Annotated in this window: 25 protein-coding genes and 2 pseudogenes; 18 read left to right on the forward strand and 9 right to left on the reverse strand. The window is 57.9% G+C overall.

Going from position 1 to position 20,537, the window contains the following annotated elements; all coding sequences use genetic code 11:
* Positions 1-107: 107 nt before the first annotated feature.
* Positions 108-1,304 (forward strand): phage NrS-1 polymerase family protein, encoded by a 1,197-nt coding sequence (locus C454_RS00280; RefSeq protein WP_004971368.1) that lies wholly within the window; start codon positions 108-110, stop codon positions 1,302-1,304.
* A gap of 175 nt (positions 1,305-1,479) precedes the next feature.
* Here C454_RS00280 and sugE read toward each other — a convergent pair whose 3' ends face one another.
* On the reverse strand, positions 1,480-1,803 hold the full coding sequence (sugE, locus tag C454_RS00285) for a quaternary ammonium compound efflux SMR transporter SugE (RefSeq protein WP_004967623.1): 324 nt from the start codon (positions 1,801-1,803) through the stop codon (positions 1,480-1,482).
* Between the two features lie 248 nt (positions 1,804-2,051).
* Between sugE and C454_RS00290 the strand changes: the two genes are divergently transcribed.
* The 8 genes from C454_RS00290 (at position 2,052) to C454_RS00325 (ending at position 6,072) form a co-directional block, all read left to right on the forward strand.
* Entirely contained in the window at positions 2,052-2,474 is a 423-nt protein-coding gene (locus C454_RS00290) for a hypothetical protein (RefSeq protein WP_049904864.1), read from the forward strand.
* A gap of 305 nt (positions 2,475-2,779) precedes the next feature.
* On the forward strand, positions 2,780-3,031 hold the full coding sequence (locus tag C454_RS00295) for a ribbon-helix-helix protein, CopG family (protein ID WP_004062230.1): 252 nt from the start codon (positions 2,780-2,782) through the stop codon (positions 3,029-3,031).
* Positions 3,028-3,492, forward strand: coding sequence for a hypothetical protein (locus tag C454_RS00300; protein ID WP_004971371.1), 465 nt, complete (start codon positions 3,028-3,030; stop codon positions 3,490-3,492). The genes C454_RS00295 and C454_RS00300 overlap by 4 nt, the downstream gene beginning before the upstream one ends.
* 159 nt (positions 3,493-3,651) lie before the next feature.
* Positions 3,652-3,942: a hypothetical protein gene (locus tag C454_RS00305; RefSeq protein WP_004062225.1), complete on the forward strand. Its 291-nt coding sequence runs from the start codon at positions 3,652-3,654 to the stop codon at positions 3,940-3,942.
* Positions 3,942-4,277, forward strand: coding sequence for a DUF7558 family protein (locus C454_RS00310; protein WP_004971372.1), 336 nt, complete (start codon positions 3,942-3,944; stop codon positions 4,275-4,277). The genes C454_RS00305 and C454_RS00310 overlap by 1 nt, the downstream gene beginning before the upstream one ends.
* A gap of 50 nt (positions 4,278-4,327) precedes the next feature.
* Positions 4,328-4,924, forward strand: a complete 597-nt coding sequence (locus C454_RS00315) for a DUF7437 domain-containing protein (RefSeq protein WP_004971373.1) — start codon at positions 4,328-4,330, stop codon at positions 4,922-4,924.
* Entirely contained in the window at positions 4,921-5,430 is a 510-nt protein-coding gene (locus C454_RS00320) for a hypothetical protein (RefSeq protein ID WP_004971374.1), read from the forward strand. Before C454_RS00315 ends, C454_RS00320 begins: the two co-directional genes overlap by 4 nt.
* A 249-nt stretch (positions 5,431-5,679) precedes the next feature.
* Positions 5,680-6,072, forward strand: coding sequence for a hypothetical protein (locus C454_RS00325; protein ID WP_004971375.1), 393 nt, complete (start codon positions 5,680-5,682; stop codon positions 6,070-6,072).
* Positions 6,073-6,130: 58 nt separating this feature from the next.
* Here the strand turns inward: C454_RS00325 and C454_RS19640 are convergent, their stop codons facing one another.
* Positions 6,131-6,373: an outer membrane protein assembly factor BamB family protein gene (locus C454_RS19640; protein ID WP_338072482.1), complete on the reverse strand. Its 243-nt coding sequence runs from the start codon at positions 6,371-6,373 to the stop codon at positions 6,131-6,133.
* The gene (locus tag C454_RS20975; protein WP_004971376.1) at positions 6,357-6,578 is read right to left on the reverse strand and encodes a hypothetical protein; all 222 of its coding nucleotides are present in this window, start codon (positions 6,576-6,578) and stop codon (positions 6,357-6,359) included. Before C454_RS20975 ends, C454_RS19640 begins: the two co-directional genes overlap by 17 nt.
* A 1,193-nt stretch (positions 6,579-7,771) precedes the next feature.
* Between C454_RS20975 and C454_RS00335 the strand changes: the two genes are divergently transcribed.
* On the forward strand, positions 7,772-8,671 hold the full coding sequence (locus C454_RS00335; protein WP_004971377.1) for an OB-fold nucleic acid binding domain-containing protein: 900 nt from the start codon (positions 7,772-7,774) through the stop codon (positions 8,669-8,671).
* A 562-nt stretch (positions 8,672-9,233) separates the two neighbouring features.
* Here C454_RS00335 and C454_RS00345 read toward each other — a convergent pair.
* Together C454_RS00345 and C454_RS00350 are read right to left on the reverse strand one after the other, a co-directional pair.
* Entirely contained in the window at positions 9,234-9,872 is a 639-nt protein-coding gene (locus C454_RS00345; RefSeq protein ID WP_004971379.1) for a hypothetical protein, read from the reverse strand.
* 84 nt (positions 9,873-9,956) lie between these two features.
* A complete protein-coding gene (locus C454_RS00350) occupies positions 9,957-11,660 on the reverse strand; it encodes a hypothetical protein (protein ID WP_004971381.1) in 1,704 nt (567 codons plus the stop codon).
* A 191-nt stretch (positions 11,661-11,851) separates the two neighbouring features.
* Here C454_RS00350 and C454_RS00355 point away from each other — a divergent pair, with 191 nt between their 5' ends.
* On the forward strand, positions 11,852-12,160 hold the full coding sequence (locus C454_RS00355; RefSeq protein WP_004971383.1) for a hypothetical protein: 309 nt from the start codon (positions 11,852-11,854) through the stop codon (positions 12,158-12,160).
* Between the two features lie 2 nt (positions 12,161-12,162).
* Here the strand turns inward: C454_RS00355 and C454_RS00360 are convergent, their stop codons facing one another.
* Positions 12,163-14,700: an HsdM family class I SAM-dependent methyltransferase gene (locus C454_RS00360; RefSeq protein ID WP_004971384.1), complete on the reverse strand. Its 2,538-nt coding sequence runs from the start codon at positions 14,698-14,700 to the stop codon at positions 12,163-12,165.
* Between the two features lie 116 nt (positions 14,701-14,816).
* Here C454_RS00360 and C454_RS00365 point away from each other — a divergent pair.
* The 4 genes and pseudogenes from C454_RS00365 to C454_RS00380 all read left to right on the forward strand — a co-directional run.
* Positions 14,817-15,089: pseudogene (locus tag C454_RS00365) on the forward strand (transcription initiation factor IIB family protein); the annotation flags it as partial.
* 77 nt (positions 15,090-15,166) lie between these two features.
* Positions 15,167-15,679, forward strand: a complete 513-nt coding sequence (locus C454_RS00370) for a winged helix-turn-helix domain-containing protein (protein ID WP_004971385.1) — start codon at positions 15,167-15,169, stop codon at positions 15,677-15,679.
* Positions 15,676-16,128 (forward strand): hypothetical protein, encoded by a 453-nt coding sequence (locus C454_RS00375; protein WP_004971386.1) that lies wholly within the window; start codon positions 15,676-15,678, stop codon positions 16,126-16,128. Before C454_RS00370 ends, C454_RS00375 begins: the two co-directional genes overlap by 4 nt.
* A 2-nt stretch (positions 16,129-16,130) precedes the next feature.
* Positions 16,131-16,952, forward strand: coding sequence for an SWIM zinc finger family protein (locus C454_RS00380; RefSeq protein WP_004971387.1), 822 nt, complete (start codon positions 16,131-16,133; stop codon positions 16,950-16,952).
* A 43-nt stretch (positions 16,953-16,995) separates the two neighbouring features.
* On the opposite strand, the pseudogene C454_RS00385 reads toward C454_RS00380, so the two are convergent.
* Positions 16,996-17,513, reverse strand: a pseudogene (locus tag C454_RS00385) (DUF7342 family protein).
* 284 nt (positions 17,514-17,797) lie between these two features.
* On the opposite strand from C454_RS00385, the gene C454_RS00390 reads away from it, so the two are divergent.
* From C454_RS00390 to C454_RS00400, 3 genes are all read left to right on the forward strand, one after another.
* The gene (locus tag C454_RS00390) at positions 17,798-17,986 is read left to right on the forward strand and encodes a hypothetical protein (RefSeq protein WP_004971389.1); all 189 of its coding nucleotides are present in this window, start codon (positions 17,798-17,800) and stop codon (positions 17,984-17,986) included.
* A 91-nt stretch (positions 17,987-18,077) separates the two neighbouring features.
* Positions 18,078-18,458 (forward strand): hypothetical protein, encoded by a 381-nt coding sequence (locus C454_RS00395; protein WP_004971390.1) that lies wholly within the window; start codon positions 18,078-18,080, stop codon positions 18,456-18,458.
* Between the two features lie 66 nt (positions 18,459-18,524).
* Positions 18,525-19,214, forward strand: a complete 690-nt coding sequence (locus tag C454_RS00400) for a DUF6735 family protein (RefSeq protein ID WP_004971392.1) — start codon at positions 18,525-18,527, stop codon at positions 19,212-19,214.
* A gap of 56 nt (positions 19,215-19,270) precedes the next feature.
* On the opposite strand, the gene C454_RS00405 is transcribed toward C454_RS00400, so the two are convergent.
* On the reverse strand, positions 19,271-19,738 hold the full coding sequence (locus C454_RS00405) for a TIR domain-containing protein (protein ID WP_049904856.1): 468 nt from the start codon (positions 19,736-19,738) through the stop codon (positions 19,271-19,273).
* A gap of 44 nt (positions 19,739-19,782) precedes the next feature.
* The gene (locus tag C454_RS00410; RefSeq protein WP_004971395.1) at positions 19,783-20,223 is read right to left on the reverse strand and encodes a DUF4231 domain-containing protein; all 441 of its coding nucleotides are present in this window, start codon (positions 20,221-20,223) and stop codon (positions 19,783-19,785) included.
* Positions 20,224-20,537 lie beyond the last annotated feature (314 nt).

The following is a 20,537-nucleotide window of genomic DNA, read 5'->3' on the forward strand; positions in this document are numbered from 1 at the left end:
TAGTATAGACAGGGGGGACCCCGTCGGAACTGGGTATTGTCAAAGTGAGCAGACAATGCAGACGTATTTGGACTCTGAAATGACTGCGAGTCAGCGAGGAACAACGAATGTGTGATGAAATTGACCTCGATATAGACCAGCTGCCACCCGAACTTCGCGAGCGTGAGCAGTGGGTTTGCTGGCGGAGTGAGATGCGAGATGACAAAGCGACGAAGGTCCCCGTCAACCCTGCGACTGGCGGCTTCGGTTCGGCAACCGATTCCGTGACATGGGCTGATCTCAATACTGCGGTTGCGGCTGTCGAGTCAGACGACACTGATGGGATTGGGTTTGTGTTCACCGATGACGACCCGTTTGTCGGTGTGGATTTAGACGACTGTCGAGACCCTGAGACGGGTACGATTGACGACGACGCACAGGCGATAATCACACAGCTAGATTCCTACACGGAGGTGTCGCCATCGGGAACGGGTTTCCACATCCTCGTTGCGGGTGAACTTCCTGCAGGACGGAATCGCCGCGGGAGTGTCGAGTGCTACGATACGGCGCGCTTCTTCACAGTAACCGGTGCCCACGTTGCGGGGACGCCGACAGAGATCACACATCGACAGGACGCACTTGTCGATGTTCATCGTGAATACGTCCAGCCCGATACTGAGTCAACAGTGGAGCCACCGAGTACAACACCACCCGCAGCAGCACGTGATGACGCGAGTGAGCCTGCCCTCAATGACGAGGTTGTGCTGACAAAAGCGAGGGAGGCAGCGAACGGTGAGAAGTTCGATCGACTGTGGCGAGGGCAGACAAGTGGGTATGAGAGCCACTCGGAGGCGGATATGGCACTCTGCTGTCTGCTCGCGTTCTGGACGGGCGGGAACCACCCACAGATGGACCGCCTCTTTCGGGACTCGGGGCTGTACCGCGAGAAATGGGACGAAGTCCACTATGCAGACGGGTCGACATACGGTAAGAAGACACTTGAGCGAGCAGTCCAGCAGACGTCGGAGTTCTACGACCCAGACACGCAGCCTCGTGAGGACCACGAAACTACGACGAAACAGAGTGTGGGACCGCAATCAACGCAGGACAAAGCGTATCTCGCCGAGAAGAACCGGGTGTTGACTGAGCGAGTTGAAACGCTCGAGGCAACCCTCGCGGAAAAACAGGCGTACATCGAGGAGTTGGAAGCGACTGTTGACCGGCTTGAGCAGCGTGTCGAGGCAGTAGCACCGCGTGACCAGGATGAAGATCCTGACACGGAATCTGCATCAATGTGGGAGCGAACACGATCATGGTTGAAGTGAGACCGTGTCACCGCAACATGGGTTGATAGTGAGATACTTCTGCTGACGACGCGGCCCTGTTGAAACTCTCTCCTTCAGACGAGCAGTCCTGCGAAACAGCCGGCCAGTCAATGTGCGTGTGTCCCGACAATTGTGTCTAGGCAGGGTTCAGACGATGCAAATGACAACTAGTGGTTTAGTGTCCACCCGAGACAGCGTGTAGACCGACGATACCGACGACGATCACGCCGATGAAGAGTATTCGGGCGAGAGCGGCTGGTTCATCAAAGAGAATAATTCCAAGCGTGGCTGTCCCAACGGCCCCGATACCTGTCCAGACAGCATATGCTGTCCCGATAGGGAGATCTTTGACGGCTTGAGCCAGGAGTACCATACTGATGATGAGAGCGACAACAGTACCGACTGTTGGCACTGGCTTTGAGAGTCCGTCCGAATATTCGAGTCCAATTGCCCAACCAATCTCAAACAGGCCTGCGAGTATGAGGATATACCACGACATGACGTCTCTGCTTCGCTGTCCAATCTGTCTATAGCTTCTGCTATCCATTGAATGAGACCGATTCAACTAACCTTGGCACGGGCGCTGGGCTGTGTACTCGCGGATCCGCATTCCTGATCGTCTTCTTTGTCTGGAAGATATTCCTCACGGTAGGGGTGTCTGAATGAACTCCGTTAGTACGTGAACAATTGCTGTGGCTGTTTTTATCCTCCATTGAGGGGTGGAGGAGTCAGCACCCCATGCAATCTATGTCTTCCGACCACGAGCAACAGCGATCACGACTCTCTGGCGAGCATACTGAACAACCGAGCGACGAACCGTGGACAGATCTCGAACTGGCGCTCCCTCACAACAGAAGTCCGACTGGCATCGTCTCATTTGTCGAGCGTGTACTCGTCGAACTTACCCACGAAGACGTCGGAGCTGAGTTCGTCTCGACGAACCTAGCGGGGGTGAAGCGGACGCAGTTCATCGGCGTCGAAGACGCCGGCCAGCGGTTCCAGAAGCGGTATTTCGACGACCGTCTCGGCTGGGACGAAACAATAGTCAGCCGTAGAACAGTTCGTAACGAGCTGGTTAACCGACTCTCGCGGTTATCCCTTGACCGAATTGACGAGCCGCCGAATGCTGAGCCAGATACGTTCCGCGTGATGTCTCTTCATCAGTTCTGAGCCCACTATATTGTTAACCAACACAGAACCGCAGACTTCCGCGATGTTGGTTAACGGCGTGGCAGCGNGATGTCTCTTCATCAGTTCTGAGCCCACTATATTGTTAACCAACACAGAACCGCAGACTTCCGCGATGTTGGTTAACGGCGTGGCAGCGAGCGCCAACGGAACCTCCATCTCGCGAAGAGTGGTGGTTCGGATGCTGTCGATGTGAGCATGAACGAAACGGTTGTCCAAGGTCGTTTCTGAGAACCCCTAGAGGGGGTCCACAGATGTTTAAGTCACCACAGAGCAATCATTTACCCATGGCCACGGATCTCACTGAACGGGTGCAAGAAATCGCCGAAGCGCGGGGTATCCCCGAATCAGAGATCCTCGAACAGGCGTTGGAACGCGGCGTCGAAGATCTCTGGGTTGACCTCGTCCTCTCGCGATACATCGACGACGACATCGACCGCGAGACCGCAATCAACCTCGTCGGTCGAGATCGTGTCAAGCGAGCAGAGCAGGAGGTACAGGCCGTCGAAGACGATGTTCGGTGGGGACTGAATGCGTGATCCTCGCGGTTGCTGATGCGGGCCCCATTATTCATCTCGACGAGATTGACGCGCTTGCATTGCTCTCAGTCGTCGACGAGCTACTGATTCCACAGACTGTCTACCAAGAACTCGAGGCGGGGATGGTCCCACCTGCGCTCGAAACCATTGAGTACGAACTGGTCGAGAGTGATACAACCGGCCTTGGCGTCGAGTTGGACCCCGGTGAGACAGCTGCACTCGCCGTCGCATCTGAACGCGCTGCCGTCCTCCTGACTGACGACCTTGCAGCACGAGACGCTGCGAACGATCGCGATGTGGAAGTCCATGGCTCGATTGGGATTCTCGTGCTTGCGTCTACACGGGGAGAACTCGAGAAATCAGCGGCGGCTGAGCTGATGCGAGCGCTCCAGACTGAAACGAGTCTCTTCGTTACTGACGCTGTGGTTGAGCACGGTATCTCACTCCTCGATGAGAGCTAATTTGTCGGTTCTCGACTTTCCGAAGGTTGTTCTGTTCATCGACGGCGTTGCCGTTGTCGGCTATCGCAACCTGCAACTGGACTGACTCTCCGACTGGGCTGTTTCTCGTGCACGCCGTGAGGCGTGCAGCGCGCAATAGGGTGCGCTGCGTGACTCTCCATGCCTAGTCCCGATCCGCACGACGACACGAGTTGCGACTACGAACAGTTCGAGAAAGAACAGCTCACCCAGGACCGCGACGCCATCGGCGTCGACACGGCGGACGTCGACGACGCGACGGCCCAGCGCCTGGTCAATGACCTCGTCGACGCGGCCGTCGTCACTTTGGTTCCCGAGGACCAAGTTCTGGTTCACGAGCCGAGCGGCACCACGTTCGACTCGACGACACAGCTGGCCGTCTTCCACCGTGGCTGGACGACCGGCCGCGACGCCGACGGGGAGGGCGAGTGATGCAGCAGAACCTCGTCGGCTGTGCGTTTTGCGACGCCCCGCCCGGTACCGAGACTGGCGAGGCCCACACCTGGGGGCAAGACGAGCGGGTCACCCACCCGATCTGCGTCGACTGCGCGATTCAGACGGAGCCGGATCCCGACGAGCACGATCACGTCGCCTGTGACGGCTGTGGACTGGTCGTCGACACGCTCGCAGCCCTCACCCGGTTCCGGGTCGAACTGGGGCATCTGGAAGGCCCGTTGCAGTTGTGCGCCCGCTGTAGTCCGGGCGGGCTCGCGACGTACTGGACGCGCGACCTCGAGGAACATCTCGTCGCGACGCCGGCGGAGTGACCCCAAACACTCTTTACTGATTCGCTGTAAACTGTAATCAAGAACGATCCGTGTCACGCACTTCAAATCGCTCTGACGGCGACATCGTTCGCGACTTCCTCTCGGTCGCGGACCTCCTCGAGGAGCCACAGCTGGCTCAGCTGTACGCGTACCTCGCTCGGGAGGGCGAGGCGACCGTCCAGGACGTGATGGACGACCTCGAACTCGCCCAGGGGACGGCCTACAGCTACGTCAACCGGCTCGTCGACGCCGGCGTCGTCGACGTCACCGACGACGAGCAGCCGCGCCGGTACGCCGCCCGTGAGATCGACCTGACCGTGACGACGGCCGCCGGTGACCGCGAGTACACGATCACGCCGGCGCTGATCGACGCCGTCGGCCGCCGGGAGACGGACGCGGACATCGACACCTACATCGACCGCCACGGCGTCGCCGGCCTCGCGACCGCGCTCACCTACGCCGTCGCTCGGGAGCGTGGGGAAGTAACCCACCGCCTGATGGCCGAGGATCTGGACATCTCGCCGCTAGCTGCGGAGATGATTCTCCAGGCGCTCCGGCCCGTCGTCCACGAGCACTACGCCATCGAGGACACAGGGGCGGGACTCGACGAGTTGGACATCGACGGCGACAGCGCTGACGACGCGTGAGCCGGCTCCACATCGCTGACACCGGCCTGTTCGTCGCGATGGGGCAACCGTCGAACAGTCGGTACCAGGCCGTCCGGGGGTTCGCTCGCCGGAACGACATCGCCTTCGTCCTGCCCGAACGAGTGTACGAGGAGCTGACCGTCGACGATCCGGACGTTGAGGACGTGCCAGTTGACACCGCGATCGACGAGGGCTGGGCGACGGTCGCGCCGCCGCTGGAGTTTTCAGAGCCGGTCGTCTCGCGGGTGATGGACGGCGTCCAGCGGTACATCGCGAACGCCGACGACCGCCCTGCCGACGAGGTCGAGCGTGCGGACGCCGCCCTCGCCGCCCTGGCTGCCCAACACCTCAGCGCGGGAACGGCAACCGAGGTCTACATCTACACGACCGATATTGCGGCTGGGGAGGGGGCTGAAACCGTACTCGGGAGTGAAGGGTACGGGGACTCGGTGACGTACGTGAACGGGTTTCGGTTCATCGAGGATCTGATTGCCGGTGACAGCTGACTGATTGCTAATCTGATTCGGTGGGAGAGGACCCTCGAAAGCCCTCGGCCGCTCGACGTCCCGCGACCGCCGCTGCGCGCCTCGGGGCTGCGGTGCTTGCGGGGTCGGGGGACGGCCGAGGCGGCCTCGCCCTTTCTGAGTCCGCCAGGAGGCGGGTTGCTCCAGAGTCGATTTCGCATAGTAAGATTTCGGTCTGCAGCTGGGTCTACCACCAACAACTAACTCCAGCAACTGAGATATCCCCTCAGTATGCCAAATGGAGGGCACCAACGACGGGCAGATGAGGAGGAACTGATTGACGCCGTCGAAGATGAGGGGTGGGAGTATTACGCTGATCCCCCAGACTGGATCGTCGAGAGTGCGACAGCAGATGGCGTCGACCAGTCTGCTGGGTTTGACGCTGCTCGGGAGGTCTATCAGGGAGACAACTATGTTTATCTCGCAGTTTCGTCCGTTCATGGGCGGGACATTCACGTGTTCTCACAGCAGAAATCGGAGTACCACGAAACCACCTCCGAAGAGGGAGTGTGTCCCAACTGTCAGGCGTATGTCCGCCGATACGACGAGGATGACTATCTCACGTGCCATCGCTGCGGGTGGCAGTACAAACCGTTGAAAGAGCGGCTTCGAAATCTCTTCTAACTTATACTGATGCAGGTGTGTACACCCGGGCCGCACCGCAAGCGCCTACTTGCCAAAATTACGGCTCCCGAACCGCGAGTAGCCGGCTCTCGTAATTATGCCCCGGATTCGTCTGGATATATGCCGTCTCCCCGACGACAACCGGAGGGCCAGTCCGCTCCCCGATGTCCAGTCGCCATCGACGTGTCCCGTCCGCCCGTGCGACAGCTGCAAGCTCCTCACCCTGACTGAAGTACACTGTATCCCCCGCGACAGTCGGCGATAGGACAGCTCCCGTGTCGGTCTCATACGTCCATATCACCGGTCGTGCGATCCAGCGCGTGGAGTCGAACGACGTTCTCCTCCGTGCGGGTGATGACGATCAGCCGGTTCTCGTGAAGCGCCGGTGCCCAGCGCATTGGGGGCAGGTCACTGTTGGACCATTGCTCTGTCCCGTCATCCGCCGCCAGCGCGAACGCTGTTCCACCGGTCCATGCCTCAGTGAGATAGAGGTCGTCGTCAACCACTGGGGGATACACTGCTCGATCGCCAAGCTGCTCCCACGCAATCGTCGCATCGTCACGGGGGCCACGCGCTTCCGGTGTGTGGCGTGTGTTCCGGGCGTCGTAGCCGATCTGGGGCCATGTCCCTGCGGGGATGGAGTCGTCAGTCGACGGCGTTTGGTCCCCCTGAGTATCGGTTCCACTGCCCGGACTAGCCAGACAGCCAGCCAGGCCGCCCGTGAGGAGTCCACCTGTCGTCGCGAGGACGGTACGGCGGCGCATATCTGTTCTTGTTGTTCAGTACAGCTAATGGTCTTGTGGTCGCTCAAACACCTGTTTGTCCATCGTCCAGAGAGGCGACGTCGACGTCGCCGTTTAAGAGTTTGGAGGCTGCGTTCCCGGTTCGGCCACCATCGTGACCTTCCTGCAGCCAGCGATCGACTGTCGTGTAGCTCCGGTGTACGCGTCGTTCGTGAACGGTTTCGAAACCGACTCGCCATCTGAGTGCTCGGGAAGGTTCGGGGTGGTACAGCGGGCGAGGGCCAGGATACCTCCGCCGGCCGTCGTGTGTTGGAGGAGCTGTCGACGCGTCAGCGGGCTATATACGCTTTGGCTAGCGCTGGGGTAAACCCTTCTGGAGGGACAAACAGCTATTAGCGTCAAATGGGACCTCCTCGAAAGCCCCCGGGGGCTCGACGACCGCGACTCGCTGCGCGCCTCCTTCCTGCGGTGCTTGCGTCGCCGGGGGACGTCGAGCCCCCCGGCCCCTTTCAGTCCCGCCCTGGGGGCTATTGCTGGGCAAGCGCGCTCTACCGATTGGCTAGTGTGGTACGATACGGCTCGCACCGCTCGCCGCGTTCCGCCCTCCGCGTCGCTCGCGACCGACCATTCCGGGCGGTCTGCCTGCAGTAGCGGGCGGACTGCCGGGCTAAAGTGCATGTTCCCTCGACGCCAGCGGGAAAGCGCGGGGGGCTGCGCGGCGTGGCTGCTCACCCCCCACGCTTTCTCCGCTGGTCGCTCGCTCCGGGCGGGTCGGCGCGCGGTGCTGGTTGGGGCCACCTCATGCAGGCGCGCTCTCGCTCGCGCCCGGTAGGGCGCTCGCGAAGGCGCGAGCGAGAGCGCGCAGATGGTTCTGTCGGTCGGTGTCGTCGGAAAACCGCGATGTAAGGGCATCGCGGTGTCGGGCGCGTGAGCGCCTTCGGAGTTGGTGAACTCCAATGTCTAGTAACAACGCTAGCGGAAAGGTCGTTACGGTCGATGAACAGGCATTCGAGAAAGCGGGCGGTCAGGCGGTCGATGAAGACGGCTTCCCGGTCGTCGACGAGACGCCGGAGTTCGAGGCGGCGGTCGAGCAGGAGACGCAGGCGAAGGTGGATGCGAACCACCCAGACGGGATCGCAGACACGAGCAACGAGCGGATTCACGGCGTCACCCTCGAACAGGAAGAGCGCATTCGGGCGCGGGAAGCCGAACTGGAGCGCATCAGTGCCCAGGCCGAGCTGGGAACGCAGGACGGTCGGGAGAAGCGGACGCGAGAGATTGCGGCGAAGCGGAGCGCTGAGCGGCGTGCAGAGTTCCAGAAGCGGGCGGCGAGCGTGAACCCGATGGCTGACCCGGAACGAGGTGATCCCCGTGCAGAACTCACGCAGGAGCAGTTGGCGGCGGTGAACAAGCAGTCGATGCGGCTGGCAAAGAAGCTGGATGGCTGGTCGCGAGCAGCGATTGGTCGGCGGCTGGGTGAAGCCGTCGTCGGTGGGAAAGACCTGATGAGCGCGGTCGTCGGGGTGTTCGAGGAGTTGCAGACTGCGCCGGGGCAGGTGGTTCCCATCGGAAAGCTCGAGGACGTCAATCGCAAAGAGGTGAGCATCGAGGGTCGTGTGACGCAATTGTGGGATCCCTCCCATCCGAGCATCGCTCAGGTCGGACTCATCACGGACGACAGTGGCCAAACGCGGGTGACAATCTGGGAAAAGTCGGATGCACCGTTGATCGAGGAAGGCGAGCAGGTTCGCATTCACGGGGCGGCACGGAACTGGTACGAGGGACGCGTCTCACTGGCCGTCACTGGGTGGTCGACCCTGCATTTCCCTGAGCGCGGTCGGTGGTGGGAAGAATAGCCAGCTGACGCTGCCCTCTTTTTTGCTGTGTGCCGGACCAACCCAGACCCCACCGCCCCACCCACCGCTCCGTGCTCGCTTCGCTGCGCGCGCAGCCACGACCTTCGTAACCAGCCAATCACGTCAGAACTTGTCCATGCTTCGACAGTCAAGGAGATGAGTTCGGAGGGATTGTTGTGGTTCAGTCCGTGTTTTGGTATAGCCGGAGGCCGCTGACAGCGCACCCGAGGAAGGCAATTCCTTCCCAGACTAGAACCTCGATTAGGCCAGTGGTGACAGCTCGCCGCACAGAGGTGATTCCCCAGAGAGCGGTAGTTCGGCGTAGACTTATCGCTCCCACTGTTTTGATGGCTTCTACCGGTGAGACACCGAGGAGTGCTGATCCGGCGAGGGCGAATACTACGAGAAGAGCTAATTGCTGGCGGCCGAACTGGAAGAAGTTACCGACGGCACTACTGAGATAGGTGTTGATGACGTATCGAATTGTCCCGAGGACACCCACCATTCCTTACCTGTTCCCTTTCAGACGGAGTCGGATAAATTCTCTCACGGGTGTAGGGTTCTATTGGCCGCCGATCCCTCGCTTACGTGCGATCCAGAGAATCAGTGGTTCGGGCGGGTACTGGATTCGGAGGCGGATATTGTGAAGGAGTCCAGCATCGGATTCTTCCTTGACCTCGTCGAGTACGGATCGATACTGTGATCGTCCGATCTTGGAGATAGCAAAGAGTTCGGCCAGTGTCTCATCGATCCAGCAAACGGCTACGAACGGAAGTATGGCGGCGATAGTGATTCCGAGCCCTATGATCAGGTAGGCAGGCAGCATCACCGTGGAGGGTGCGAACTGGAAGGCTACAACGAGTGTGCGTGGTAAGGCCATTATCCCGGCGAGGAAGAGCAGGCCGAACGTTAGGTAGAACGTCCAGAATAGGGCCCTCCCAATGAATCCCATCTGGTCGTGGCCAACCTCATGGAGGAAAACGTAGTCGACGACATCTTCTGAGAAGTCTTCTTTGGCTTGCTCGTTCATCAGGAGGGTGCCGAGCGGAGAGTAGTCTCCCATCCGTTTACTCTCGTCGTGGAACCAGTACACGGTCCGTGAGATCCCGCTGGCAGAGTATTCTCCGGTGTCGGTAACTCCTCCCAGGTTCTTTGCGTAGAGTTGAGTCAGCCCGGACTGTATTTTCCCGAACACGGCCACGTAGCACCGTCTTGGCAAATATATATGAGAAGCTTGTATTTAAGCGAACTGACGGTGATAGTCACCGGATTCCTGAACCTTTGGTTACGGGAGCGGACCACCGTTGACGTAGAGATATTTACATGGATGGCCGAATTTCGCTACGAAGGGGGTAGGTCTGAGCTGGTAACCGATCCGGAGGATGTCTACTATTGGCATGACGGCGTTGATGTGGTGGTCCTGTCCTATTCGAAGGTGACCGTGCGCTGTCCGGTTTCTCATGTTGCCGTCGGCGGTTTCTCCGGTTTTCTCGTTGTACGCGTACTCGATGTATTCCTGAAATTCTTCTCCTGCGTGGGTGTCGATCTGGGAGATGAGTGGTGTGAGTGTTCTTGTGCCGGTGCCGCCGTCCATTTGCCGGACGACGTCGTCTCCGAGATCGTTCAGGAGTTCGTAGAGGGTTGATTCGAGTCGGGGGATGCTGATGTGGATGGAGGCGGCATATTCTTTGTCGAAAAGGTGGTTGACGGCATCCGTAAGGTACCAGATGGTGTGGTTTGAAAGCCCGGAGACCATGTTCAGTAGACGGAAGAAGTCCCGTTCTCGAAGCCATCCTTCTTCGATCAGTCTAATGACCGCTCCGGAGATCACTACATGGGATTGGAGTAGGTCTTGAGCGTAGTCCTGAGTGATGTCGTCGTCAGGACCGACCTGAGTGAGGTGGCCTGACAGCTGCGGGTGAAGGTTGTCTACGTGATCAATTAGCGCGAAGTGCTCCGGGTCCTGTTCTCCAAACGGTGGGAGCAGCTCGAACTCGTTTACAAGCCAGTAGAGTGCCTTCGTAGGGTTGTCGTGGACTGCGATATTTTTGAAGATATCCTGAAGAGTTTCTGACTGTGCTTTCAGCGTTCCTGGGGCTGCTTTCTGGATTTTCTTCCCGGAGTTCTTCAGCTCTCGTCCGCCTTCCCGGATCGAGTCCTGCATCTCGTTCTTCCACTCCACCTTTTCATCGTCGTCCAGCGTTTCAGATACGATCGGGTCACGAAGAGCCTCGTCGATTATATTGCCTTTCAGCAAGGCGTCTCGCTCGCCTTGTGTTTCGACGTATCGCCAGTATTCTTCCGTGTATCTCCGTTTGAGGCCGGCGTCGTCGATATCGAGTGCTCTTCCGATCTCGATGGCTTTTCCCAGGAAATCGCGGCAGGCGTTCTGGTCGGTGACATTCTCCCCCAGTTCGTGGTCTTCCTGTCTATACCGGTTCGCACGGACGATACAAATCACAAAGAGCCGTTGGAGTAGACCTCGGTCGAAGGATTTGTCAGGGTCCGTGTGTTCAAGTACGAGGTCTATCGTTTCCTCGAATCCGGTTCTCGTGCCTTTCTCCTCTTCGTAGTATCTGTCGTCTAAGAAGTCGACAGCGGTGGAGAGTTCAGACGAGTTGTCGTGAGATAGTTTGGCCTGGAGATCGACCAGTTCCTGAAGAGATCTGACGATGATCGAATCGTGCTCCTCTCTTAGTCCCTGCTGAAGCGATTTGCTGAGGAGGTGTTTCGCGGCTCGTGCGTGGTCGTAAGATCCATTGTTGATCTTCCACTGGCGCAGGGCTTCGATTGCTGCTATCAGAGGGTGGAAATGGGTTATCGGCCCTAATTTTTCTGGGATCTTCTCGTTCGCTGTCTCTGGGCTGTCGTCGATAAACCGGATAAAGATCTCTAAGTCGGAGGTGAAGCTAAAGGCTTCTCTGGGTTCTTTTTCAGCCTTCTCCCAATGTTCCTGTATAGTCTCTATAGAAGGCACGTAGACGTACATCAGCGCTTGATTCTCATTATATCTTCCGTAGGTGTTTAACACCTGACTCCGGATTCTTAATCCCTGAACCAATAAAGTGACATATGTCTTGAGTAGCAGACTGCTTGCTGTAAATGGTGTCTCGTGTTGAGGGAGGTCTTCTACGCCCGGTATAGGCACTTCACTCCCGCGTAGAGTCTATTGTCCCCTCAATGGGTGAGGGGCTCGCTGTACTGGCGAGTTCCCTGAACACGGTGAGAACGATGGCAACCAGAGACATCTACGAAACTGGCTTCGACGAATTCAAAAGACGGAACGGCAACCTCATCGCCAAATTCGACGACTCACTCGGCGTCTACAGCAGCGTCAGAAAATACGCCCGCACACTACCCAGCGAAGCACGCGCAACACAAGACGGCAACCACATCCAAATCAAAGCCGACGAAACACTCCAAAACGGGTTCCCCTTCAACATCAACCAAAACAAGGGTCTCCTGTCACGGATAGCTCAGCTCGGATGATATCAGACGGATACTCCGATTTGATCTTCCTCAGCTAGCCGCACGTATTCGTTCAGAGAAGCGTTGCAGAGTGCATAGAATGATATGAAGAAGTAGATCGAGAGCTCGCGGCTGTTCTCGATAATGTCGCCGTGGGCGATCTTGTTACGTCTCTGCCTTACAGTCTCATCTAAGAAAGTGCTGAATACGCCATCAAAGAAGTGCGATATCAGACTACCCAGATTCTTCGTCTGGGTCCGGCCTCTTCCCGGCATCTTGAATTTCGTCTCATGATCCTTCTCGATAATCTCCCCGCCTGTTTCTTCCACTAAATCTCCCAGCACCCCCTCAAATTGGAGAACAATACCAGCAAGAAAACCTCTGTAATGCCCCTGCTCAAACTCCATCAATAAGTCGTTCAACAACTCACTCCGATCCTCAAAAAACCCGATATTCTCGAATGTATTCCGAGCCTTGTCGAGAAGCTCTTCCTCAAACCGTTCAACAATGAACTCACGGGCTGCTTCCTCATCTGACTCCAGTAACTGTTGAAACTCTTCAAACTCAGATGGAGTCATAAACCAGGACCATGCGAAATCATCTCTGGACGCAAGGTACCGGCGGATTGATTCCTTCTCACTATCACTCTCACAGCTCTCTATCAAGAGCTGGTTCAAACTGACCAGGTCTCCGTCATCCTCGGGAGGGAAGAACGGCTCCATACGGTTGAACAGGTCCTGGCTCAGGGCACCCTTGATAATGGGGATATCTCGTAGAGATCCAAAATTGAGCCGGTACCAGTCCAAGTCTATCGGATCGGCATACGTCTGGAAGAATTCCTTATACAACGGCGTATTCAATAGCCGAGCCAGAGAATCCCGTATCTCATCGGTCTCTGCCTGCAATCCGATCATAGCAGTATCAAACAACGCATCCTCAACCTCAACTCTGTAACAACGCTGGTTATCGAAAATCTTAGGGATAACCAGGTCTGGATTCTCGAACACACCCCGATAATCTACTTCGAATACCGGGCCCTCCTGGTTGTAGCGCCTTGGTTCATTTTCGATATACTCTGCCAATTCGTTGTGGCCATCCTCTCTCAATTCCTCTACTACATTAGCTTCAGTAATCTCTACTCCCTCTGATTCGAGTTCGTCCGTGTAGGACTGGAGATCTAGAAGGTACAGATCAATGTCATCAGAGGTGATAGCCCTGATTTCGCTGGATGGGTTCTTGATTACCGGTCGGAAGAACTTGTCATCGATACCGGAGTCCTCTCGTTCCTCTTCGCTGAAATAGAAGAAGTCGTTGTTTCCTGTACTGAGCCCGCTTCCTGCCTCGACACCTGAGAGATCGCCGAAACGAGTGAAGCCGTCAGAAGTGATGATATCATAGATAGGCGGGTTCGACAGGATCCGCACCACGTTCCTAGCTTCCAAATCCTCGTGGGACGCCTTTACCAACTCCACGTTGTAGGGGTTGTAGCGATTCTGGAGTATCATGTCGAGCGGTTGCTCGAACAATCCCCGAGCGTTCTCAGGTAACTCCGTCTGATTGAATTTCCCAATCCCTGTCTCACGTACATCTCGTGGTCTATCTTCCTTGATTACCGTGAGCAGTACCAACTCCGTGGAACGAGCACTGCCTATCGGACCAACAGGCAGTTCAATTACCCGGTGGATCCCGCAGCTTTCAGTCAACTCCTCTAATAAGCCCTGCTTCAATGCACTTTTCGGAAGCAAGAACGCCCCTCTACCACCCTCTTTCAGGTGTGAAACAGATTTAGTGACAAAGGCTGCTGAAGCGATCTTTCCTCTGCCAGGAGCCCATTTTTGGATCCTTTCACGTCTTTCTGGGCTGACGTGGAACAGCCTTCCCATGGGCGGGTCGCCAATGACCGCATCAAACTTCTCCGCCTCCTCGTCACCTGAAGATGTCCCAGGTAGTTGCCATTCAAAGAAGTCTTGAGTAACTATTTCGGCGTTCTCATTCTCTTTTAGCCTGTTACGGGCTAAATCAGCGTATAGTGGTTCGATTTCGATGCCTACCAATTTCGAGCCTTCTGTGTATTCAGCGGCTTTTTGCATTAGAGATCCTGTTCCCGCAGCGATATCGAGCACTGAATAGTCCTTCTCTGAAACGGCCCAACCCGCCATCAGTTCTCTCAGAGGCTCCGGAGTGTAAGGCGGCAAATAGCCTGCATCAGCAAGCAAATCCATCATCTCAAACGAATCTATCTCTCTGGAGCTTCCTTCTCCGGTAACGATCTGGGTTAGCAGTATGCTGTGGTCCGTGGAGTCCGAAAGTTCGTACTGAAAGAATCCCTCCTCACTGAGCTCGATAAAGCCGTTTTTAGTTGCATACAGCACATTGTCCGTGTCTTCCGGCTCTCCCTCCGCCGAATGGAAACGATCTGTAGGGATCACCCGGAGAGACTGGTCCTCCAGCTCGACGACTAAACCGCCTCTATCAAGCGTCGCAGATAGTACCTCAGAGACCGACTCCAATTCCTCAGAAACTGAATGAAGATCTATTTCCGGAGACCGCTCACGAATCATTATTGTCACAGTTTTCGACACCAACTCTCTTCAGCGTTAGGTCAATCAAGGGGATACGAACCAGCTTCGAACAACAACACCACGGGCTTAGAAAACAGGTCAGAAGCAGCTTTGACCGCGTCTCCCCCAGCATGTTCGTGCCCCGCCTTGCGTCGGACCTCGAGTGTCCAGACGAAATCCGACAGCGGGCCCGAACCCTCGCGGAGGAGGCCGAGGAGCGTGGCGTCACGACCGGCGTCCATCCAGCCGGGTTTGCAGCGGCCTGCCTCTACAAGGCCGGTCGCGAGGAGGGGCAATGGCTGACGCAAAGTGACGTCGCGGAAACAGGGAACGTCACGCCAACGACTGTCCGGACGCATCACGAGACGTTAGAGGAGCAGGTAGCCTGACAACGCACCTGCACACCTACTACCGTTAGATAATTTTCCCAGAAAACTATTTGTTTCTAGACTGCGTAGCATCCAGTATGACCGAGACGTGGGACGACGTCAACGAGCAGGTCAAGGCGGACTGGAAAGACGACACTACTCCGTTCGAGCGAGTGTACGAAATCGTCGAACAAACCCACGATGGGCAATCGGCAGCCGAGATTGCCGAGCGGGCCCTCGTGAGCGAGCCGACAGCACGTCGCCACTGCAAGGCGCTCGTCAACACCGGGTTCGCAGAAACCGAACTGGACGGCCAAACGACGCTGTACAAGCGCAACAGCGACCGGGTGTTGATGTCCCGAATCCGTGAGCTACGTGAGGAAGTTACTCGACCCGAGTTGCTCGACAGCATCCAGGAGATGAAGGCCGAGATCCGGCGCTACGAGGACCGCTACGATGTGGTCTCACCCGAGGAACTCGCCCAGCAACTCGACGCCGGCGAGACGGACGGCTGGGACGACCTCACCGCGTGGCGCACGACGCGGCAGAATCTCGCCGTCGCCCAAGCTGCACTCGCCTACGACGAGGCCAGCCACCAGCTCGCTGTATGAACGGTAACGACCGCGCCGGCGAGTTCGGGCCGATCTATCTTCCGGCACTTCAGCGGATTCGTGACCTCTGGCTCGAACTTGAGCCGCTCGTCGACGAAACGGCGTATGATGATGTCGTCGCCCCTACGGAACTGCAGATCAGTCTCAGCGATGGATTGGGCGACGCCGAGAATGCTCGGCTCGATATCCAGTGGAGCGAACTGGGGATGTATTCGTTCCACTACGTCGATAGCAACGACGTCAACTGGCGCTTCGATCGCCATCCGAACACACACTCCCCCGAGATCCATTTCCACCCGCCGCCCGAGGCCACGACGACGGACGCCGAACCGTCCTGTATCGACGTGACCGAGGCGTCACTCGTGACGCGTGCCATCCATGCAATGTGGCGAACAGCGTACGAGGATGATGCACTGGATCGGCTGAATAGTTCGTCAAACCCACCGTAAAGATGGATGTAACCGAGGACGCAGTCCGGGACATCTGCACGGACGCAGTCTTCGAACGCGGCGAACGATACCGTGAGGAGGGCCGTATCCACGGGATTCACCGCATCGACACTACTGTAACCGCAGTCGTGAGCGGCAGCCGTCAGTACGATGTCCGTGTTGACCTCGCCACCAACGGGTTTGCCCCGTGGTGCGACTGTCCGTACGACGGGCCGGGAGCATGCAAGCACGTCGTCGCCGTGTTGCTTCGGTGTGTCGACGAACCACCTGCAGACGAAGGCGATCGACTTGACGCCACACTTGACGGTGCCGACGCCGACCAACTCCGTGCGTTCCTGCGTGACGAACTCGCGACCAATACGGATCTCCGTGATCGGTTTCTCGCCCGTGTTGGCGAGCCGACGAGCCAGTCGGTCGACGAGCATCGCACCGCGATCGACCGGCGGTTCGAAGAAACGAACCCTGAGTACCCCGTCGTCTTCGAGCCCATCAACTTCACGCAGTGGTTCGATCTCGCGAGCGAGTACCGCGAGCAGGAGCGGGACGCGTCGGCGGCGACCGTCTACCGGGCACTCGTTGAGTCGCTCGACGACAACATGGAGCGCGTCGACGGCGCGTACGACCACTTCTCGCGTGCGTTCAGTCGGGCACTCGACGGGTATGTCGACTGTGTCATGACCGCAGAACGGGACGCTGATGCAATCACTGACGCCGTCGCATTCCTCGACGAGCGGGCGACATCGGGAACGCCGCTCCTCGCGGAACATTTCGAGAAGGCCGCGGTCGAGCTTCGAGAGAAGTTGGGCGAGCAGTCCGACGAATAGCTGTGTCGCCCTATGACGCCCGCAGGTTCGACGACCGCGAAAATTAGTTTGTGTCACGGTCAGCCACATCGATCATCTGTTCGCGAGGGGCTTCGACATCTGAGTAGAGTGCCAACGCGTGCTTGATGAGTCGGCGGTCTTCCTGGTACTCCTCCCAACGTCCAATAACGTCGCGGCGTTCGCGAAGTTCGCTACTTGCGAGGTCGCCGTCGGCGAGCGACTGTTCGAAGTCTTCCCATGTCTCGACGTTGTAGGTCGCCTGCCACTCCTCGGTCTCCTCGGTTATCGCGACCAATTCGTTCCGCAACTCCTCGCGCGTGTTCTCCTCGATGAGCGTGCAGATTTCTTCGAAGAGCAGTCGCGTGTAGTCCGGCTGATAGCGCGTCGTCTCGCCCGCCTCGACGCAGCGCAATTGGCCCTGGTCGACGAGCGCCTGGTGCTCCTCGTTGGTCGTGCTCCAGGCGGCGCGGCCTGCTCGCTGATCTAGTTAACCGACCGGGGTTCACGAAGTATCGGTTCAAGGCCCACGAGTCGATCCCGGATGAGGTGTGGACGGGACAGCCGATCTGGAAGTGCCGGGNCCGACCGGGGTTCACGAAGTATCGGTTCAAGGCCCACGAGTCGATCCCGGATGAGGTGTGGACGGGACAGCCGATCTGGAAGTGCCGGGTGTGTGGCTCTGATCGCTACGGCCCTAGTCTCGAGTAGCATTAGTACTGGATATTGATTAACCAACAGCCTGCGAGTATCACCGAGTTTTGTTGGTTACGATCTTACCTCCTCCACCCCCGACGCCAGTCCCGGTTGGGAGTCTTTCCGCGCTGGCGAGCGGTGAGGCGCTTCTGATGGACCAACAGTTCAAGGAAGGCTACCGGATGCACCGTGTCCTCAGCAATCTCAACCGGCTCGACGTCGACCGGTTGGACGAGGCGGATCGTGAGCGAGTCGAGACCGCGAGAGATCTCTTGGAAGAGGTGAGCTTTCTCATGTGGCCGGGCGACGGAGCCGGGGCGGACGCCCACGCAGACTCCTGACTAGAGTCCCCGACCACGCCAAGCGAGGGGCTTCTCGCGTCTGTTTATCGCCCCCAAGAGGGGTGCGGGGGCGACCCCGTAAAATCCAGATATGGCCACACTGCAAGCTGCGACGACGTCGACCAGCGCGATCGTATCGGATCCACAGGCAGTCCGCGAGCTCTGTGAGAGCTACTGCTTCGGGACGCTCGACTGGGAGGTGACCGAAGACGGAGAGTTCACCATCTGGGGTTACGACGACTTCGAGGTGTACGAGGCGCGGGAGAACGGCCTGCCGGACTACGAAGGCGGCATCGTGACCCACGAATTCCTGCGAGAACTCGCCGACCACCTCGAAGCCAACGAAGAGTTCGATATCCAGACAGCGGGATTCACCAAATGCCGCTTCCCAGTCCTGGCCAAGCGGTACGTCGTTCGCGACGGCGAAGTCCTCCACGCGGACCTCAGTTCCCCCGACCCGATCGACGAGTAGCGTTTTCGTCCCCCGGGAGGGGTGCGGGGCGATCCAGTCGCGGTCGCCCCGTGAGGTGATTGCTCGATGGGACACCGCGCACTCGTTGCGTACGAACGCACGGACGGACAGTACACGCTCCACTACAGCCACTGGGGCGCAGCGAACCTGAAGCTCAAGCGCCGCATCTCGGCTGAGTCGCCGTTCGGTGGCGACGACACCGACTCAAAGTGGGCGAAACAGCTGCTGGCGGAACTGGCCGATGGCCTCGAGGCAGATGCGGTCGACGGCTACCTCGCTGACGAGGATCGACCGTCGACGGTCGTCGAACCGAAGCCTCGTGCCACCGGGCTCACCCTCGACGAGATCGTCGCTGACCATCTCGACTACCTCCACCACGAGGCGTTCTTCGTGGTGTCGACGACGTTCGAGGTGACCGCCTATCGGACGCTGTGGTTCGGGCTCCAGTACGACTCGGAGACAGTCGAACAGGGAGAAACAGTCGGGAACGGCGCGCTCGCGACGGTGCGCTGGTACGACGGCGAGCCGGTCGGCGACGGCCACCTGCAGGGACAGTTCGCGGCCCTCAAAGACGTCGTCGGCGACATGCTTGACAAGGGGGTCTTCACGCCGTCGACGGCGAGGCAGTACCTGAAACGGAAGCTGGCCGAGCGGGTCGAAGACCGACAGGTGCTGCTCATTCCGACTGGAGAATTACCCTTCGAGAAGGCGAGTCTGAACCGCTCATGGTGGGTCAGAAAGGATGGTCCGAGTTGATGCGACTAGAAGGACTGAGAACAATCACTACCGATTATATGTCCAGATAGAGGCCATTAGCGGCCACAACCGGTTCCAACACGGCCTCTAACGGTCGATTGGCCGACCTTGCTACGCTGGCTCGAAGCGCGTTCAATCGCATCGCCGAACTCGTCTGGGTTCCAATCGATGATTTCGGCTCCGTTCTCTTTCAACTTGTCTGGCACATCCTCGTCGCTAATGCTGTCGTCAACTTTGATCGCGACCAGGCCGTTCCCGTCCTTCAGTGACCGTTCGATCTCGTAGTCCACCCAATCGCTGTCTTTCGTGTTCTCGCCTACCAAGACGACTGTGGTGGAGGTTCCATGGATTTCGTCCCGGATACACTGCCGGATGTACTGGTCGTTCGTGCTGTCAACTGGGTCTAGAAGATGGCGGTCCTGGAACTCGACATCGACGTTCTTGTTCCAACGAAGTAGCCGGAAGCCCTTCGCTTTCATCCGGTCGCTTCCCTCGTAACTGATGAATACTCGACGGGTCGTCATTCTTCCATGCGGCCTGGTAAGCCGTGCTTAATGACACAACGTGACTAGGCCTCTTGTGCCTTTCGCGTAGTAATCTCCCAGTACCGGTTCTCTTGACTTGTGAGCGCCATCACCCGCTCAACGAACAGTTTTTCAGGATTCTCCGCGCCCTCGTATTCCTTCGTCCCCGTTTTGAACATCTGCTCCTCGCGTCGCAGTCCCTCGGCGGTGGTTCGATAGTTCATCCACTTCTTCTGGTAGTTCAAGTACGACTCAAGAGCTTCGAGGATGATAAGTAGCACAGAGGCGACGATAATCACGTACTTCCAGAACGCGCTGGACGTCACTGGAAACAAGGTTACGGCAACCGGTAGGATCGCGGCCAAGACAATCTGGGATATCTTCATCCACCGATGATACTTCTTGTTGCTGATCGCCTTCGAGTCGTACCACTCGAACTGCTGCTTATAGAAGCCCTCGTAGAATTCGTCGAAGTTCTCTACCATGTACGAAGCCCCGGTTTACAGGATGGACTCTTCTTCGATCTCGGTCCATCTGTCATCCAGTATCTGCTCGATGTCAGTCCCCAGGTTCTCCGCGGCGATGAGAAGATCGGACACGATCTCGACCGTTTCTTCTTCCAGGACCTCACGAGTATTCATCGGCTCCATGTGGTCCAACGACTCCATCGCGTTCGCCATACGGCCAGCAGGTGAAGCCATCCGCTCGAACAGCCAATCCTGCAACTCCTCCGAGTCCATCNGGTCCAACGACTCCATCGCGTTCGCCATACGGCCAGCAGGTGAAGCCATCCGCTCGA

It is taken from the genome of Haloferax gibbonsii ATCC 33959 (assembly GCF_000336775.1).
Classification (GTDB): domain Archaea; phylum Halobacteriota; class Halobacteria; order Halobacteriales; family Haloferacaceae; genus Haloferax; species Haloferax gibbonsii.